17 protein-coding genes are annotated in these 17,830 nt (G+C 44.0%); all 17 read left to right on the top strand.

Annotated elements, in window-relative coordinates; all coding sequences use genetic code 11:
- The first annotated feature begins 9 nt into the window (after positions 1-9).
- The 17 genes from mutL (at position 10) to PTE_RS06360 (ending at position 17,826) form a co-directional block, all read left to right on the top strand.
- Positions 10-1,911: a DNA mismatch repair endonuclease MutL gene (gene mutL / locus PTE_RS06440; RefSeq protein ID WP_036844119.1), complete on the top strand. Its 1,902-nt coding sequence runs from the start codon at positions 10-12 to the stop codon at positions 1,909-1,911.
- Positions 1,904-2,845, top strand: coding sequence for a tRNA (adenosine(37)-N6)-dimethylallyltransferase MiaA (miaA, locus tag PTE_RS06435; protein WP_036844118.1), 942 nt, complete (start codon positions 1,904-1,906; stop codon positions 2,843-2,845). Before mutL ends, miaA begins: the two co-directional genes overlap by 8 nt.
- Before the next feature lie 109 nt (positions 2,846-2,954).
- Positions 2,955-3,263 carry an RNA chaperone Hfq gene (hfq, locus tag PTE_RS06430; RefSeq protein ID WP_036844117.1) on the top strand — a complete coding sequence of 103 codons (309 nt, stop codon included), beginning with the start codon at positions 2,955-2,957 and terminating at the stop codon, positions 3,261-3,263.
- Between the two features lie 97 nt (positions 3,264-3,360).
- Positions 3,361-4,641 (top strand): ribosome rescue GTPase HflX, encoded by a 1,281-nt coding sequence (gene hflX / locus PTE_RS06425; RefSeq protein WP_036844116.1) that lies wholly within the window; start codon positions 3,361-3,363, stop codon positions 4,639-4,641.
- A 105-nt stretch (positions 4,642-4,746) separates the two neighbouring features.
- Positions 4,747-5,973 (top strand): FtsH protease activity modulator HflK, encoded by a 1,227-nt coding sequence (gene hflK, locus PTE_RS06420; protein ID WP_036844115.1) that lies wholly within the window; start codon positions 4,747-4,749, stop codon positions 5,971-5,973.
- A gap of 2 nt (positions 5,974-5,975) precedes the next feature.
- A complete protein-coding gene (gene hflC, locus PTE_RS06415; protein WP_036844114.1) occupies positions 5,976-6,986 on the top strand; it encodes a protease modulator HflC in 1,011 nt (336 codons plus the stop codon).
- 148 nt (positions 6,987-7,134) lie between these two features.
- Entirely contained in the window at positions 7,135-8,433 is a 1,299-nt protein-coding gene (locus tag PTE_RS06410) for an adenylosuccinate synthase (RefSeq protein ID WP_036844355.1), read from the top strand.
- A 191-nt stretch (positions 8,434-8,624) separates the two neighbouring features.
- A complete protein-coding gene (gene nsrR / locus PTE_RS06405) occupies positions 8,625-9,050 on the top strand; it encodes a nitric oxide-sensing transcriptional repressor NsrR (RefSeq protein WP_036844113.1) in 426 nt (141 codons plus the stop codon).
- Positions 9,051-9,094: 44 nt separating this feature from the next.
- Complete coding sequence (gene rnr / locus PTE_RS06400) at positions 9,095-11,533, top strand: ribonuclease R (protein ID WP_036844112.1); 2,439 nt, start codon at positions 9,095-9,097, stop codon at positions 11,531-11,533.
- A 118-nt stretch (positions 11,534-11,651) separates the two neighbouring features.
- The gene (gene rlmB / locus PTE_RS06395) at positions 11,652-12,389 is read left to right on the top strand and encodes a 23S rRNA (guanosine(2251)-2'-O)-methyltransferase RlmB (RefSeq protein WP_036844352.1); all 738 of its coding nucleotides are present in this window, start codon (positions 11,652-11,654) and stop codon (positions 12,387-12,389) included.
- Between the two features lie 156 nt (positions 12,390-12,545).
- The gene (rpsF, locus tag PTE_RS06390) at positions 12,546-12,941 is read left to right on the top strand and encodes a 30S ribosomal protein S6 (protein WP_036844111.1); all 396 of its coding nucleotides are present in this window, start codon (positions 12,546-12,548) and stop codon (positions 12,939-12,941) included.
- A 5-nt stretch (positions 12,942-12,946) separates the two neighbouring features.
- Positions 12,947-13,264 carry a primosomal replication protein N gene (gene priB / locus PTE_RS06385; protein ID WP_021322928.1) on the top strand — a complete coding sequence of 106 codons (318 nt, stop codon included), beginning with the start codon at positions 12,947-12,949 and terminating at the stop codon, positions 13,262-13,264.
- Positions 13,265-13,268: 4 nt separating this feature from the next.
- Positions 13,269-13,496 (top strand): 30S ribosomal protein S18, encoded by a 228-nt coding sequence (gene rpsR, locus PTE_RS06380; protein ID WP_000135199.1) that lies wholly within the window; start codon positions 13,269-13,271, stop codon positions 13,494-13,496.
- Positions 13,497-13,534: 38 nt separating this feature from the next.
- Positions 13,535-13,987, top strand: coding sequence for a 50S ribosomal protein L9 (rplI, locus tag PTE_RS06375; RefSeq protein ID WP_036844110.1), 453 nt, complete (start codon positions 13,535-13,537; stop codon positions 13,985-13,987).
- 650 nt (positions 13,988-14,637) lie between these two features.
- Entirely contained in the window at positions 14,638-15,846 is a 1,209-nt protein-coding gene (locus PTE_RS06370; RefSeq protein ID WP_241826090.1) for a PLP-dependent cysteine synthase family protein, read from the top strand.
- Positions 15,836-17,023, top strand: a complete 1,188-nt coding sequence (argG, locus tag PTE_RS06365; RefSeq protein ID WP_036844109.1) for an argininosuccinate synthase — start codon at positions 15,836-15,838, stop codon at positions 17,021-17,023. Before PTE_RS06370 ends, argG begins: the two co-directional genes overlap by 11 nt.
- The gene (locus PTE_RS06360; RefSeq protein WP_036844108.1) at positions 17,023-17,826 is read left to right on the top strand and encodes a dimethylarginine dimethylaminohydrolase family protein; all 804 of its coding nucleotides are present in this window, start codon (positions 17,023-17,025) and stop codon (positions 17,824-17,826) included. The genes argG and PTE_RS06360 overlap by 1 nt, the downstream gene beginning before the upstream one ends.
- Positions 17,827-17,830 lie beyond the last annotated feature (4 nt).

The following is a 17,830-nucleotide window of genomic DNA, read 5'->3' as shown; positions in this document are numbered from 1 at the left end:
GGGTTAAATATGGCTATCAAGATCTTGCCTCCTCAATTAGCAAACCAAATTGCTGCTGGCGAAGTAGTAGAACGTCCTGCATCAGTAGTAAAGGAGTTGATGGAGAATAGTCTTGATGCTGGAGCCAGCCGCATTGATATTGAAATCGAGCGCGGTGGAGTAAAACTTATCCGTGTCCGTGATAATGGTTGTGGAATCAATCATCAGGATCTTGCTTTGGCACTGGCTCGTCATGCTACCAGTAAGATTGCCACACTGGATGATCTGGAAGCGATTATCAGTATGGGGTTCCGTGGAGAGGCGCTGGCCAGTATCAGCTCAGTTTCGCGTCTGACATTGACTTCCCGTACGGAACAACAGAATGAAGCTTGGCAAGCCTACGCTGAAGGACGGGATATGGAGGTCACAGTGAAGCCGGCTGCCCATCCGGTAGGCAGTACTGTTGAAGTGTTAGATCTATTTTATAACACACCCGCGCGGCGTAAATTTCTGCGAACAGAAAAAACGGAATTTGGTCATATTGATGAAGTTGTCAGACGTATTGCGCTGGCGCGTCTGGATGTATCAATTAATTTGCATCATAACGGCAAGCTGGTTCGCCAGTACCGGCCGGCAAAAGAAGAATCACAGTATGAACGACGTTTGGCTTCCATTTGTGGTACCGCTTTTATGCAGCAGGCGCTTGCTCTTTCCTGGCAGCATGGAGATTTATCCATCAAGGGATGGGTTGCGGATCCGATGAATGCGACGGCGAGTGGAGATATTCAATATTGCTATGTTAACGGACGTATGATGCGTGATCGCTTAATTAATCATGCTATCCGTCAGGCTTATCAAGATTTGATCAAGGGAGAACAGCAGCCGGCTTTTGTTTTGTATCTGGAAGTTGATCCGCATCAGGTGGATGTTAATGTACATCCGGCGAAGCATGAAGTTCGTTTCCATCAGGCTCGTCTGGTACACGATTTTATCTATCAGGGGGTCACTGCCGTATTAAAACAGCGCGGAAGCGGTGTTGAGCTGGATATAGCATGTTGTGAGCCTGCGCCGGTCTGGGAGCCGGAAAACCGCCCATCAGCAGGAGAAAATCATTTTTCCCGGCAAAATAATGCCGCATCTGCGGCAACGTCATCACCAAAAGAGGTTTTGTCAGGCAAAAGTAGCACAGGTTTTTCCCGCAGTGGTGAAAACCGTCAGTATCACGGGGACAATTATCAAAAACCTCAGGGTGAGTTGTATCAGAAGCTGATGCAATCTGTGCCGGAACCCGAAGAGAAAAGAGAGCTTTTCCCGGCAAGAATCGCTCCTGTTGTGGCAGCAAAAGTGACATCTGTTCCTGTTCAGGTTAAAAATAACAGTCATAGTTTTGGTAAAGTGTTGAGCATATATCTGCCATGCTACGCTCTGATTGAATCTCCGTTAGGTATTGGATTGTTATCTTTGCCAGTCGCTGAACGCTGGTTAAAACAAGTACAATTAACACCAACGGAGCAAGGACTGAAACCACAACCTCTTTTGATCCCGCTGAAACTTGTTCTCAGTAAGGAAGAAGCTAGTGCTTTAAATCGTTATAGTGACTTATTAGGCTCTTTTGGTATAGAAGCGTCTGTATCTCATGGAAAAGCAACACTACGTGCTGTATCGTTACCATTGCGCCAGCAAAATTTGCCCAAATTAATTCCTGAATTGTTAAACTATTTGGCGCAGCAGCCATCAGCATCGGCAGAACAGATTGTAACTTGGCTTGCTCGTCATATTGGCAGTGAGCATGAAACGTGGAATGTTGCTCAGGCAATACAGTTATTGGCTGATGTTGAGCGGCTTTGCCCACAACTGGTAAAATCTCCACCAGATGGGCTATTACAATTAATTGATTTACAAGCAGTGGTGGCATTCCTTACTCATGAGTGATCAGAAAACTCAACATCTGCCAGCGGCAATCTTTGTTATGGGGCCGACGGCCTCAGGCAAAACCGCCTTATCTATCGCTTTGCGCCAGCATCTTCCTGTGGAACTGATAAGCGTTGATTCTGCGTTGATTTATCGTGGAATGAATATTGGTACAGCTAAACCAACAACAGAAGAGCAAGCGTTGGCGCCTCATCGTTTGATCGATATTCTTGACCCTTCTCAGCCTTATTCTGCGGCTGACTTCCGTCAGGATGCGTTGAAGGAAATGGCGGAAATTACCGCTTCTGGGCGTATTCCTCTGTTGGTTGGCGGAACTATGCTCTATTTCAAGGCATTACTTGAAGGTTTATCCCCTTTGCCTTCTGCTGATCCGGTTATTCGGGCGCAAATAGAGCAGCAGGCAGCAGAGCAAGGATGGAATGCATTGCATCAGCAGCTACAGAAGGTTGACCCTGTGGCAGCGTTAAGAATTCATCCCAATGATCCACAGAGGCTTTCCCGGGCACTGGAAGTTTTTCTTATTTCAGGTAAAACTCTCACTGAGCTGACGAGATTGTCAGGGGAAGTACTTCCTTACCGTGTCCATCAATTTGCTATTGCGCCGGCAAAGCGTGAGCTCCTTCATCAACGTATTGAAGCGCGTTTTCATCAAATGCTTGAATCAGGATTTGAAGAAGAAGTTAAAGCCCTTTATGCTCGTCATGATTTGCATGTGGATTTACCTTCTATTCGTTGTGTTGGTTATCGCCAGATGTGGTCCTATCTTTCCGGTGAGATTAACTACGATGAAATGGTTTATCGCGGTATTTGTGCAACACGCCAATTGGCAAAGCGTCAGGTAACTTGGCTCAGAGGTTGGGAGTCGGTTCATTGGTTGGATAGTTTTCAACCTGAACAGGCTTTAAGCACAGTTATGCAGGTTGTTAGTGCATAGGTTTATTGATTGTGTACAATTGATGAGTACCAAAGCGCAATTTTTGAGTAGTTCATTTTTCGAACCTCCAGGTTCTTAGTTAAAAACAACAAAATAAGGAAAATATAGAATGGCTAAGGGGCAATCTTTGCAAGATCCGTTCCTGAACGCATTACGGCGTGAAAGGGTCCCGGTTTCTATTTATTTGGTCAACGGCATCAAATTGCAGGGGCAGATTGAATCTTTTGACCAGTTTGTCATTTTACTGAAAAATACAGTTAGCCAGATGGTTTATAAACACGCTATCTCGACTGTTGTACCTTCCCGCCCAGTTTCTCATCACAGTAGCAATACGGGTGTAGGGGCAAGTGTAGGTAATTACCACTCTGGTGGAGTTTCCGCTCCGGCAGCACAACAGGAAAGTGATGGCGCTGAATAAGCTTGAGAACGGTAACAACATGAAGAAAAACATAGGTAGGGAGACTTTACCTATGTTTTTTCCTATAGTTTTTTACTCAGCCTGAGAGGTCTCACCTTTGTTTGAGCGTTATGAAGGCGGTGAACGAGCCGTTGTGGTGCACATTTTCTTCTCGCAGGATAAAGACACAGACAATCTCAGTGAGTTTGAATCACTGGTAACTTCTGCTGGTGTGGTTCCTGTTCAAATTGTCACAGGGAGCAGAAAAGTACCTAATCCGAAATATTTTGTCGGAGAAGGTAAGGCTGAAGAGATTGCTGAGGCTGTACAGGCTAGTGGTGCTGATGTTGTGCTGTTTAATCATACTCTTAGCCCTGCGCAAGAGCGTAACCTTGAACGGCTCTGTCAGTGTCGGGTGATCGATCGCACTGGTGTGATTCTGGATATTTTTGCTCAGCGAGCGCGGACCCACGAAGGGAAGTTGCAGGTGGAGTTGGCACAGTTACGCCATCTTTCTACCCGTCTTGTCCGGGGATGGACTCACCTTGAACGTCAAAAAGGTGGGATTGGTCTAAGGGGGCCGGGGGAAACTCAGCTTGAAACAGACCGGCGTTTACTGCGGGATAGGATCCGCCAGATTCTGGGTCGCCTTAATCGGGTTGAGAAGCAGCGTGAACAGGGGCGTCAGGCGCGGAATAAGGCGGATATACCGACGATTTCTTTGGTGGGATATACCAATGCCGGGAAATCGAGCTTATTCAACCGCATGACATCCGCTGAGGTTTACGCGGCTGATCAGTTGTTCGCAACGCTGGATCCAACGTTGCGGCGGATTGAAGTTGATGATGTTGGCACGGCGGTGCTGGCTGATACTGTTGGTTTTATCCGTCATTTGCCTCATGATCTGGTTGCGGCATTTAAAGCGACATTGCAGGAAACCCGGCAGGCAACACTATTGCTGCATATCGTCGATGCTGCGGATAGCCGCATTGACGAAAATATTGCCGCGGTTGACAGTGTACTGGAAGAAATTGAAGCTCATGAAATTCCGGTACTGCTGGTGATGAATAAGATTGATATGCTGGGAGACTTCACACCGCGTATTGATCGCAACGAAGATAACTTACCGGTCAAAGTTTGGTTGTCGGCGCAAACCGGTGAAGGTATCCCGTTGTTGTTACAAGCGTTAACGGAGCGTCTTTCGGGTGAAATCGCACACTACGAATTGCGCTTGCCGCCAGAGGTGGGTCGTTTACGCAGCCGCTTCTATCAACTTAAGGCAATCGAGAGAGAGTGGATAGAAGAGGACGGCAAAGTTGGTATTGAAGTGAGAATGCCGATTGTTGACTGGCACCGTCTGTGCAAACAAGAACAGGATTTGTTTGATTATATTGTCTGATGTGTTTGTCAGATGAATATCTGAAAACTTGTGTGATTGAGAGCTGGTTTGTTTACAAGCGGCTCTTGGCCTGAAAAACCAATCATAAAAGAATGGAGCTAAAACATGGCGTGGAATCAGCCCGGGAACAACGGACAAGACCGTGACCCGTGGGGGAGCAGCAATAATAATGGCGGCAACTCCGGCGGGAACAAAGGTAGTCGAAACCGTGGGGCATCTGATCTCGACGATCTGTTCCGTAAGCTGAGCAGTAAACTCGGTGGTTTCGGTGGGAATAAGGGGGGTAATGGCTCTGATCAGGGGGCAAAATTTGGCGGGCGTATTATTAGCCTTGCTGTTGTCGCGGTCGTCGTGATCTGGGCCGCCAGTGGTTTCTATACGATTAAAGAAACAGAACGTGGTGTTGTTACCCGTTTGGGTAAATTGAGCCATATCGTGCAGCCAGGTCTGAACTGGAAACCAACGTTCATTGATGAAGTGGTTCCGGTCAACGTGGAATCTGTTCGTGAACTGGCGGCATCCGGTGTGATGCTGACTTCCGATGAAAACGTTGTTCGCGTGGAAATGAACGTTCAGTACCGTGTGACTAATCCAGCCGCTTATCTCTATAGCGTAACAAGCCCTGATAACAGCCTGCGTCAGGCAACCGACAGCGCGGTTCGCGGTGTTATCGGTAAATACACTATGGATAAAATCTTGACAGAAGGCCGTACTATTGTACGTAGCGATACCCAGAAGGTACTGGAAGAAACGATTCGTCCATATAAAATGGGTATTACTTTGCTGGATGTTAACTTCCAGACTGCCCGTCCACCGGAAGAAGTAAAAGCGTCATTTGACGATGCGATTGCTGCCCGGGAAAATGAACAGCAGTACATTCGTGAGGCGGAAGCTTACGCTAATGAAGTTCAACCGCGTGCAAATGGTCAGGCTCAACGATTAATCGAAGATGCTAAGGCTTATAAAGCGCGTGTGGTATTGGAAGCGCAGGGTGAAGTGGCGAGTTTTGCTAAGATGCTGCCTGAATATAAAGCAGCACCGGAAATTACCCGTGAGCGTCTGTATATTGAAACTATGGAAAAAGTACTGAGTAATACCCGCAAAATTATTGCTAATGAGAACAGTAATAACCTGATGGTCTTGCCATTAGAGCAAATGTTCCGTAGCGATGCAGCCAGTGGTAAAACGGCCGTGGAAAGTCAGCTTGGTAATACAACTGTTTCCAGCCCGCGAGTTACTCGTCCGACAGCATCCTCAAGTTCAAACCGGACAGTAGATTACAACCGTACAGATAATCTGCGTAACGATACTGTCAGAGTAGGGAGACAATAATCATGCGTAAGTCATTCATCGTTATTATTGTCGCTGTACTGGTGGCTTTGTATACCTCAGTGTTTGTTGTGCATGAAGGACAGCGCGGTATTGTTCTGCGTTTCAGTAAGGTTGCCCGTGACGCGGAAAATAAACCGATCGTTTATGCACCCGGTTTGCACTTTAAAGTGCCATTCATTGAAACAGTGAAAACACTTGATGCCCGCATCCAGACTATGGATATTCAGGCGGACCGTTTCCTGACCAGTGAAAACAAAGACCTGATTGTTGATTCTTACCTGAAATGGCGCATTATTGACTTCAGCCGTTACTATCTGGCTACCGGTAATGGTGATATTTCTCAGGCTGAGGTTCTGCTGAAGCGTAAATTCAGTGACCGTTTGCGTTCTGAGATTGGTCGTCTGGATGTTCGCGGTATTGTGACTGATTCCCGTGGTAAACTGACAACCGATGTTCGTGATGCCCTGAACAAAGGGACGACTGACGGCGAAGCTGTGGCTACCAGTGAAGCAGACGATGCGATTGCATCAGCGGCGGCTCGTGTAGAGAAAGAAACTGCGGGTAAACAACCGGCTATTAACCCAAACAGTATGGCTGCTCTGGGTATTGAGGTTGTTGATGTGCGTATCAAACAGATTAACCTGCCACTGGAAGTTTCAGAAGCTATCTTCCAGCGTATGCGTGCAGAGCGTGAAGCGGTAGCCCGTCGTCACCGCTCTCAAGGTCAGGAAGAGGCAGAAAAATTGCGTGCAACAGCAGATAAGCAAGTCACTGAAACATTGGCAAAAGCGGAGCGTGAAGCCCGTACTTTGCGTGGTTCCGGTGATGCAGAAGCTGCTAAACTGTTTGCTGATGCATTCAGCAAAGATCCTGACTTCTATGCCTTTATCCGTAGTTTACGTGCTTACGAGAAGAGCTTCAGTGAAGATGGGAAAGATGTTCTGGTACTAAGTCCGGATACTGATTTCTTCCGTTATATGAAAGCACCTGAAAAACGTGCAGTTCAACATTGATAGATGTTTGAATATCTAAGTAAGGCCCGCATCAGGCGGGCCTTGTCGTGTCTGGTGGTCAACAAAAATAACAGATGTGATAAAAATTACTGAAAGGTGTGGAATGAGATGTTAGAATCCATTTTTAAGCAACCGAGTGAATTTTGAAATGGGTAAGAACGTTGTCGTATTGGGCACCCAATGGGGTGACGAGGGCAAGGGCAAGATCGTCGACTTGCTGACTGAACGAGCTAAGTATGTTGTTCGTTATCAAGGGGGCCATAATGCTGGTCATACACTGGTTATCAACGGTGAAAAAACCGTTCTCCACCTAATCCCGTCGGGGATCCTGCGTGAAAATGTTATCAGCATCATCGCAAACGGAGTCGTATTAGCACCAGACGCGCTGATGAAAGAGATGAACGCGTTAGAGTCCCGAGGTGTTCCTGTTCGCGAGCGTTTGCTCATTTCAGAAGCCTGTCCGCTTATTCTTCCGTATCATGTTGCGTTAGATAATGCCCGAGAAAAAGCACGTGGCGCAAAAGCAATTGGTACAACCGGCCGCGGTATCGGCCCAGCGTATGAAGACAAAGTTGCACGTCGTGGCCTGCGCGTTGGTGATTTGTTTGATAAAGAAGTCTTTGCGGCCAAGCTGAAAGAAATTATCGAATATCATAACTTCCAACTGGTGAATTATTACCAAGAGCCGGCGGTTGATTACCAGAAAACTCTGGACGAAATCATGGCGGTTGCCGATATTCTGACGGGTATGGTTGTTGACGTTTCTGACTTGTTGTATAAAGCAACGCAGAAAGGTGAGCTGGTCATGTTCGAAGGCGCACAAGGCACGCTGTTGGATATCGACCACGGTACCTATCCATACGTGACCTCTTCCAACACCACGGCAGGTGGCGTTGCAACAGGTTCCGGTTTAGGTCCACGCTATGTTGATTATGTTTTGGGGATTATCAAGGCTTATTCCACCCGTGTCGGTGCTGGCCCATTCCCAACTGAGTTGTTTGATGAAACTGGCAATTACCTGCGTGAAAAAGGCCAGGAGTTTGGCGCGACTACTGGGCGTAGCCGTCGTACTGGCTGGCTGGATATCATTGCTATCCGTCGCGCAGTACAAATCAATTCACTGTCTGGCTTCTGTATGACCAAACTGGACGTACTGGATGGTTTGAAAGAAGTTAAAATTTGTGTTGGTTACCGTATGCCTGGTGGTCGCGTGGTTGAAACAACGCCTCTGGCTGCGGATGATTGGGAAGGGATTGAACCTGTTTATGAGACTATGCCTGGCTGGGACGAAAGTACTTTTGGTGTGAAAGAGCACAGCAAATTGCCTCAGGCGGCACTGAATTATATCAAACGTGTAGAAGAGTTGACCGGTGTTCCGGTTGATATTATTTCTACAGGCCCGGATCGTTCAGAAACTATGATTCTGCGTGATCCGTTTGATGCTTGATTGTGTCACATAATCAGGTAAAGCCGGGCTTTTTAGCCCGGTTTTTTGCTATTTATTATGGTCTTTTTTGCGTAACTACCAGATGATTAACATGATTTCGGCCAATTCAAGGTATATAAGTTGAACAAATACTTATTTTTTTAATTTGTTCTCGGATATATTAGCTTATATCTCATTATCCAGAGGTTGATGTGCAGTTAACGAGTTTTACAGATTATGGCTTGCGCGCGCTAATTTATATGGCTGCTTTACCGCAAAATCGGATGACCAGTATTTCTGAAGTCACGCATGTTTATGGTGTTTCTCGTAATCACATGGTGAAAATTATTAACCAGTTGAGCCACTTAGGATTAGTGGATGCTGTTCGTGGTAAAAACGGTGGCATTCGTCTGGGTAAGCCAGCAAAGGATATTAGAATTGGTGATGTCGTTCGTGCTCTTGAACCATTATCATTGGTTAATTGTAGTCAGGAATCTTGCCATATTACCTCTGCATGTCGCCTGAAAGTAGTATTAAATCAGGCAATAGAAACATTTTTGAATGAACTGGATAAGCATACTTTAGCTGATATGATTGAAGATAATATCCCCCTTTATAAGCTGCTTCTGACCGAATGAAGAAATGGCGCAAACAGCCTGCTGATGACAACGGAGGAACCGCTATGTCACAAGATCCTTTTTTGGAACGTGAAGCAGAAAAATACGAATCTCCTATTCCAAGCCGCGAATACATCTTAGACATTATTTCTAAACGCACTGTACCGGTAAGTCGCCAGGAACTGGCACGAGAGTTGAATCTGGCTAACGATGAGGAGCTTGAAGCGTTACGTCGTCGTTTACGGGCTATGGAACGTGATGGTCAACTGGTTTTCACGCGCCGTCAATGTTACGCCTTGCCGGAAAAACTGGATTTATTGAAAGGCACAGTCATCGGTCACAGGGATGGTTATGGTTTTCTGCGGGTAGAAGGCCGTAAAGACGATTTTTATCTCTCTGCCGAGCAGTTAAAAATGGCTATTCATGGTGATGTCGTACTGGCACAGCCACTACCTTCCGATCGCAAAGGGCGTAGTGAAGCACGCATTGTCCGTGTGTTGGAACCCAAGACCAGCCAGATTGTTGGCCGCTATTTTATTGACTCCGGTATGGGTTTTGTTGTGCCGGATGATAGTCGTTTGAGCTTTGATATCCTGATCCCGAAAGATGAAAATAGTGGTGCCCGCATGGGGAACGTCGTTGTCGTTGAGTTGACTACACGTCCAGCGCGCCGTACAAAAGCTGTTGGTAAAATAGTTGAAGTACTGGGTGAAAAGATGGGAACGAACATGGCAGTGGAAATTGCCTTGCGTACTCATGAAATTCCGCACAGTTGGCCGCCACAGGTGGAAAGCCAAGTGGCTATCCTGAATGAGCAGGTGCCGGACTCCGCGAAAGAAGGCCGCGTTGATCTGCGTGATTTGCCATTGGTGACAATCGATGGTGAAGATGCCCGTGACTTTGATGATGCCGTTTATTGTGAAAGAAAGCGCAGCGGCGGCTGGCGTTTATGGGTTGCTATTGCTGATGTCAGTTACTATGTCCGCCCACAAACGGCATTGGATACAGAAGCACGCAACCGGAGTAACTCAGTTTACTTTCCTTCTCAGGTTATTCCCATGTTGCCGGAAGTGCTTTCCAATGGTCTCTGTTCTCTGAATCCGCAGGTTGACCGCCTTTGTATGGTGTGTGAGATGACGGTTTCAGAGCAGGGAAAATTGTCATCCTATAAATTTTACGAAGCAGTCATGAATTCTCATGCACGCCTGACATATACCAAAGTATGGCGTATGTTGCAGGGTGATGAAGAACTGCGTGAGCACTATAAACCGCTGGTTCGGCATATTGAACATTTACATGGGCTTTATCAGGCGTTAGAAAATGCCCGCGAACAGCGGGGTGCCATCTCCTTTGAGTCAGAGGAGGCTAAGTTTATTTTTAACGCTGAACGCCGTATTGAGCGAATTGAGCCGGTTGCCCGCAATGATGCCCATAAACTGATTGAAGAGTGCATGATCCTGGCGAACATTGCTGCTGCGCGTTTCGTGGAAAAAAACAGCGAGCCGGTGCTTTACCGCATTCATGATCGGCCAAGAGAAGAGAGCATTGTTAATCTGCGCTCTGTTTTCGGCGAATTGGGGTTAACTCTGCCTGGTGGTATGCAACCAACACCAAAGGATTATGCGCAATTGATGCATCAAGTGGCTGAACGTCCAGATCATGAGTTATTGCAAACCATGTTGCTGCGTTCAATGAAACAGGCAATTTATGATCCGGAAAACCGTGGTCATTTCGGTCTGTCATTGCATTCTTATGCGCACTTTACCTCACCTATCCGCCGTTACCCTGATTTGGTGCTACATCGGGCGATTAAATATCTGCTGGCGAAACAACAAGGTGTTGTTGATCAATGTGGGACACCGACCGGTGGATGGCACAGCGATATGGAGCATATGCTGCAACTGGGCCAACATTGCTCTATGGCAGAGCGTCGCGCCGATGAAGCAACAAGAGACGTCGCCGATTGGCTTAAGTGTGACTTTATGCAGGATCAGGTGGGCAATACCTTTACCGGCATTATCACCAATGTGACCGGTTTCGGCTTCTTTGTTCGCCTAAATGATCTGTTTATTGACGGTTTGGTACATGTTTCCACACTGAATAATGATTATTATCATTTCGATAATGTTGGTCAGCGTTTAATTGGTGAGTTTTCTGGTAAAACTTTCCGGTTGGGAGATGAAGTTGAAATTCGTGTGGAAGCTGTCCATATGGATGAGCGTAACATTGATTTTAAACTGCTCTCCGTTAGCCGGGAAGCCCGAAATGTGGGTAAGACAGCGCGTGACAGGGCGAAAAAAGCAGAACCTGGCCGTAGTAACAGTAAGAAAGGGCGTAGTCGTAGCAAAGAGGCTAACTTTGAGCCCGATGGTGCTTTCCGTAAAAAGAAATCTGTGGATAAGCCTAAAGGAGATAAGAAAAAGAGTAAGAACCTTTCAGCCAAGACACAGAAAATTGCCGCTAAATTCAAAGCTAAACGGGCTAAGAAAAGCGCAGATAAATAATCAAAGGGCTATCCTGTTTCTTCAGGATAGCCTGAATATTTTAGTCTCTTGAATACATTGAGCCTGATGAATGGGTTCAGGGATGTCAGTGCTGTATGACAGTGAAAATAAGAAGATTATGAGTGAAATTATCTACGGTATTCATGCCGTTAAAGCTTTACTGGAGCGAGATCCTCAGCGTTTTATGGAAGTTTATGTACTGAAAGGGCGCGAAGACCGCCGTCTGACACCGCTGATTAATGAGCTGGAAAGTTTCGGCATGGCGATCCAATTAGCAAATCGTCAGTGGCTGGATAATCAAACGGAAGGTGCTGTGCATCAGGGGATTATTGCTAAAGTAAAACCAGGGCGTCAGTATCAGGAAAACGACCTGCCAGATTTACTGGCGCAAATGGAAACCCCTTTTTTGCTAGTGCTTGATGGTGTGACAGATCCACATAATCTGGGGGCTTGCCTGCGCAGTGCAGATGCAGCAGGTGTACATGCTGTTATTGTGCCCCGTGACCGTTCTGCCCAGCTTAATGCCACTGCGAAGAAAGTTGCATGTGGAGCCGCGGAGAGCGTACCGCTTGTTCGTGTCACCAACCTTGCCCGTACTTTGCGTTTGTTACAGGAACACAATATTTGGGTGGTGGGTACAGCAGGAGAAGCCGATCATACGCTACATCAGAGCAAACTAACCGGCCCTATGGCGCTGGTGATGGGGGCTGAAGGGGAAGGTATGCGTCGTCTGACCCGCGAACATTGTGATGAATTGATTAGTATTCCAATGATGGGTTCGGTCTCATCCCTGAACGTGTCTGTTGCAACGGGTATTTGCCTGTTTGAAGCAGTGCGTCAGCGGAGTTCGCAGTAACCCATAACATAAAACGTTACCCGCTCCTTGAGTTTTTTATGTGAGGCGGGTATAGTTACGCGTCAATTTTTCAGCCGCACTTAAACAAGTTCCTTGCCTCCACGGGCCGCGGTTGACCCTGACAGGAGGCTGAATAATCCGTAAGGAGCAATTCTAATGCGTCATTACGAAATCGTTTTTATGGTCCATCCTGACCAAAGCGAACAGGTTCCGGGCATGATCGAGCGTTACAGTGCGACTATCACTAACGCGCAAGGTCAGATTCACCGTCTGGAAGACTGGGGCCGCCGTCAACTGGCTTATCCAATCAACAAACTGCACAAAGCTCATTACGTTCTGCTGAACGTTGAAGCGCCGCAGGAAGCGATTGATGAGCTGGAAACTAACTTCCGCTTCAACGATGCCGTTATCCGCAGCATGATTATGCGCGTTAAGCACGCGGTAACTGAAGCATCTCCAATGGTTAAAGCCAAAGATGAGCGTCGCAGCCGCGATTACTCTATGGAAGACGCCGGTGTTGATGCTGAAGAAGCTGGGGATTCTGAAGAGTAATAACTGTGACAACTAATCGTTTGGTGCTTTCTGGCACAGTGTGCAAAGCCCCCATTCGAAAAGTCAGTCCTGCCGGCATTCCTCATTGCCAGTTCGTGCTTGAGCATCGCTCACAGCAGCAGGAAGCCGGTTTGAGCAGGCAAGCATGGTGCAGAATGCCCGTTATTGCCAGCGGACAATTGTTACAAGTTTTAACTCACAGTATAACGGTCGGCAGTCGATTAACCGTTTCAGGATTCATTAGTTGCCATCAAGGTCGCAATGGTCTTAACAAACTGGTTCTTCATGCCGAGCAGATTGAATTGATAGATTCTGGAGACTAGCCAAATGGCACGTTATTTCCGTCGTCGCAAGTTCTGCCGTTTCACCGCGGAAGGCGTTCAAGAGATTGATTATAAAGACATCGCTACGCTGAAAAACTACATCACCGAGAGCGGTAAAATTGTACCAAGCCGTATTACTGGCACCCGTGCAAAATACCAGCGTCAGCTCGCTCGTGCTATCAAGCGCGCGCGCTACCTGTCTTTGTTGCCTTACACTGATCGTCATCAGTAATCGGCACAGTCCATTAACGACTCTGAGAGGATAAGGTAATGCAAATTATTCTGCTTGATAAAGTAGCAAACCTGGGTAGCCTGGGTGATCAAGTTAACGTTAAACCGGGTTATGCCCGTAACTACTTAGTACCACAGGGCAAAGCTGTTCCTGCGACTAAGAAAAACATCGAATTCTTCGAAGCTCGCCGTGCTGAACTGGAAGCTAAATTGGCTGACGTTCTGACAGCAGCGCAAGCTCGTGCTGAGAAAATCAGCGCACTGAGTTCCGTTACTATCGCTTCTAAAGCGGGTGACGAAGGTAAACTGTTCGGTTCTATCGGTACTCGCGATATTGCTGATGCAGTGACTGCCGCAGGTGTTGAAGTATCTAAAAGTGAAGTTCGTCTGCCTAACGGTGTTCTGCGTACTACTGGTGAACACGAAGTTAACTTCCAGGTACACAGCGATGTATTCGCTAAATTGAACGTTAACATTGTTGCTGAAGCTTAATCTCTGATTAACTGATGCTAACAAGTAAAAAATGCTGGCAATGCCAGCGTTTTTTATTGTTTCAACTCACTATTATCCCGTTAGCCTATAAAATTTCCGTGGGTAATTTATATTGAATTAAATATTAATCTGATTTATTTTCTATTTGTTATGTTTATTTTTAATTTATCGAAGCGGGGTTTTTCTTGCGTATTTTTCTATAATTCTGTCTTTTTTTGTTTTTATTATCATTGATTTTTAGTTTTTTATGGTACAAATGTCACCAATTATCATATTATTGTCTATAAATAATTGATTTCGTGTTTTTTATTATCTAATAATATGGTATTGCTAATCCCGTTGTGATGGGGGATTATTTATTAGATATTCTTATGTATTTTCTCATAAATCTGGATAATTACAGACATTATTATTTCATAATAATTTAAAAATATATTTTTATATAATTACAAATATTATATTTATAATGGTGATTTATTTCATATAAGAATATGGAAAATTAATTATATATATTCTTATTATTGAATAATAATATCAAAAATTTATATGGGGTTTTCCTTATATAACTGTCAGAGTTGACAGTAGACTTTTAGGTGTAAATTTATAATTATCAGTTGTGTTGATTAATCATTGTGTGAGAACACAAATAAATGAGCTTATTTTCAATAGGAGTCAGATTCTTCCTAAGAATTATTCATAAAATAGGTAATTTCATCAATAGATTAATAGATATATTAGATATAAAAGTACTTTATTTATTTGTTAACAAAAATACCTCGTCATCACTGTATGTTCTTCACATTGACCAAAAAATGAGAGATAAAACGGATATGAAGCTAGGTAAAAATATATTACAAACTATAGGTAATACCCCTGTGGTTATGTTGGATGGCAAATATACTAAAGGTGTTAATGTTTTTCTTAAAATGGAGAATATTAACCCTGGTGGGAGTATTAAAGACCGTATTGCAGTCGCCATGTTGGAAAGAGCGGAAGCCCAGGGAGAATTGAGGCCAGGAATGGTGGTTATTGAACCATCATCGGGTAATACTGCGATTGGCTTGGCAATGGCGTGTGCTGTTAAAGGTTACCGGTTTATTGCTGTTCTAGACCGCATGGTGCCGGTAGCGAAACGCGATAAGATCAGAGCATTTGGTGCTGAAATTATTTTTCTGCCAGAGTTTGAAGCTGGAATAGATACGGTCAAATATCGTATTGACTTAACCAAAGAGATCATAAAATCCTATCCGAATGCGTTCAGTCCCATGCAATTTGAAAATCAGGTTAATCCTGATGAACATTATCATTCGACAGGGCGTGAGTTGCATGAAACCTTTGGCGATAATTTGACGGCTTGTTTTTCTACGGCAGGAAGTTGTGGAACCCTTACAGGGATTTCTCGTTATCTGAAAGAAAAAAATCCACAAGTACGAATTTATGGTGTTGAACCTGTTGGATCCATTATTTTCGGTGGTGAGCCAGGAAAATATCTGGTGCAGGGAGCGGGGTTGGCATTTATACCAACTATTCTCGATTGCAGTAATATCGATTTCACTTTGAAAGTGGCAGATATTGACGCATTCCGTACGGCAAGAAAATTGGCCAGAAATGAAGGTATTCTGATTGGAGGGACGGGAGCCTGTGCGGTTAGTGCGGCACTGGATCGCCTGGATGATTTTAAACCTGGAGATAATATCGTTGTCATTATTCCTGATAGTGGGGAGCGTTATATAGATACGATTTATAACAATACCTGGCTATTTGAAAATAATTTCTCAGAACTCATTGAAGAGAGTACGACAGAATTTGGGTTAAAAGAAATTATCACAAGTATGGGGTGCACGCTAAATGAATTCTGATAGTGTTTTGGTGATTTATTATAATCGCCGCTACAATCCTCTTATAATAAGAAGTCTTACATCTGAATATAAAGAGGTTATTTCTCTTTATATTGATGAAGGACAAGTAAGAGACATTGACGATATTGAATTGGAATGCATGGTTGCGGGTGCTGATAAGTTTATTTATAAAGATTATCGAACGCAATATGCTGAAAATTTTCTTTCAAAAGCAATAAAAGCCAACGCTATTTACCAAAATGGTTATTATCTCAGTGCCGCACTTTCCCGGCCTGCAATTGCTGAAGCCGCCGTTGAAGTAGCCAATGCACTCAATATTAATTATATTGCACATCAATTCAGAGGTAATGATCAAGTCAGAATGGATATGAATATAGAAATTCTGGATAAAATACCTATTGCTTCGTTGCGAGATTTCAATTATGACGAGAGTATTGTAAATAATTATGCGGCTCAGTATGGTATTCCTCAAGAATTTGGTTGCAATAATCCTTATTCTACCAGTGAAAATATGTGGGGATTCAGTATCGAATGTGGTCCGTTGCAAGAACCAGAAATGTTGATTCCTGAAGATGTCAAAGAGAAATTATATGAATATGCACTCTCAGCCACTGAACCAATATTTTTGTCAGTAGGTTTTGAGAATGGCGTACCTGTCTCACTGGATGGTGAAAAAAGATCATTAAATGAAATTATTGAAATATTAAATGAAATTGGTAAAAAGCTATCGATTGGCATTTTTGATATTGTTGAAGATGGCATTGTAGGTTTGAAAACGCGTGCAATTTATCAATCACCTGCTGCACACATCTTAATTACTGCTCATCGTGATTTGGAACTCTACTGTAGTAATCGTAATGAAAACTGGTTTAAAGAAATAGTTGATAAAAAATGGGCTGAACTGGTCTATTCCGGGCTTTGGTATGATCCCTTATTTACTCATTTGAACCAATTTATTGATAGTATGAATCAGCATGTCAGTGGTGAGGTCAAACTTGAATTAGGTTATAAATATGTCAATGTTTGCTCCCGTTCTTCAAAGAGCAGTATTTATGATCATAATTTGGCGATATATAATTGTGGGCATTTATATAGTCAAAATGATGCAGAGGGATTCGCAAAAATATTTAATATACATACTAATCAAAGTGTTAAATCAAGAGTGAGGAAAATGTAATGATTAAAGAGTTATTAATGTGTAAACCGGATTTTTACGATATTGAATATGTTATTAATGATTGGATGGATCCTAATAATAAAGTTAATAAAAAATTAGCACAACAGCAGTGGGACTTTCTTTATGAACGACTGATCGAACGAGGTATTAGTATTCGTACTATTGCTCCTGTTAATGGTTTGCCTGATATGACTTTTTCAGGAGATTGTGGCATGGTGCATAATAATAAATTTCTTGCCAGTAATTTCCGGCACGCTGAACGTCAGGGAGAAAGTCAATATTATATAGATTATCTGAAAGATCTGGGCTACGAGATACATCATGTTGATGAAGATATTTATTTTGAAGGGCTTGGAGATGTTATCTATTGGGATAATGATATTATCTTTGGTTATGGTCCTCGCTCAGATAAAGAAGCAATAAATACAATTCAAAAAGTATATCCTGAACTTAAAGTGAAAGGTGAACTGCATATTCAGGATAATACTTTCTTCCATGTGGCTCTGGCATTTTCATTTATTGACAAAGATACTGTTATTTATTATCCGGAAGCATTTACTAAGGAAAGTCAGGATTATATTTCTGAAACATTTGAACGAAGGATTTCGATATCAGAGTATGATGCTAAAGAGTTATTCTCTTGTAATAACATTCCAGTAGGAAAAGATATTCTAATGCATGATTGTTCTATTGAGGTTGAACGCCAATTAAATAATTATGGTTATAATGTCGTTAAGTGTGATATGGGTGAATTCTTAAAGAGTGGTGGTAGTTTACGCTGCTTGGTATTAAAAATAAATTAACCAT

It is taken from the genome of Photorhabdus khanii NC19 (genome assembly GCF_000517265.1).
GTDB lineage: Bacteria > Pseudomonadota > Gammaproteobacteria > Enterobacterales > Enterobacteriaceae > Photorhabdus > Photorhabdus khanii.
The sequence above is the reverse complement of the archived record's forward strand: the minus strand, read 5'-3'. Positions and strand labels throughout refer to the sequence as shown.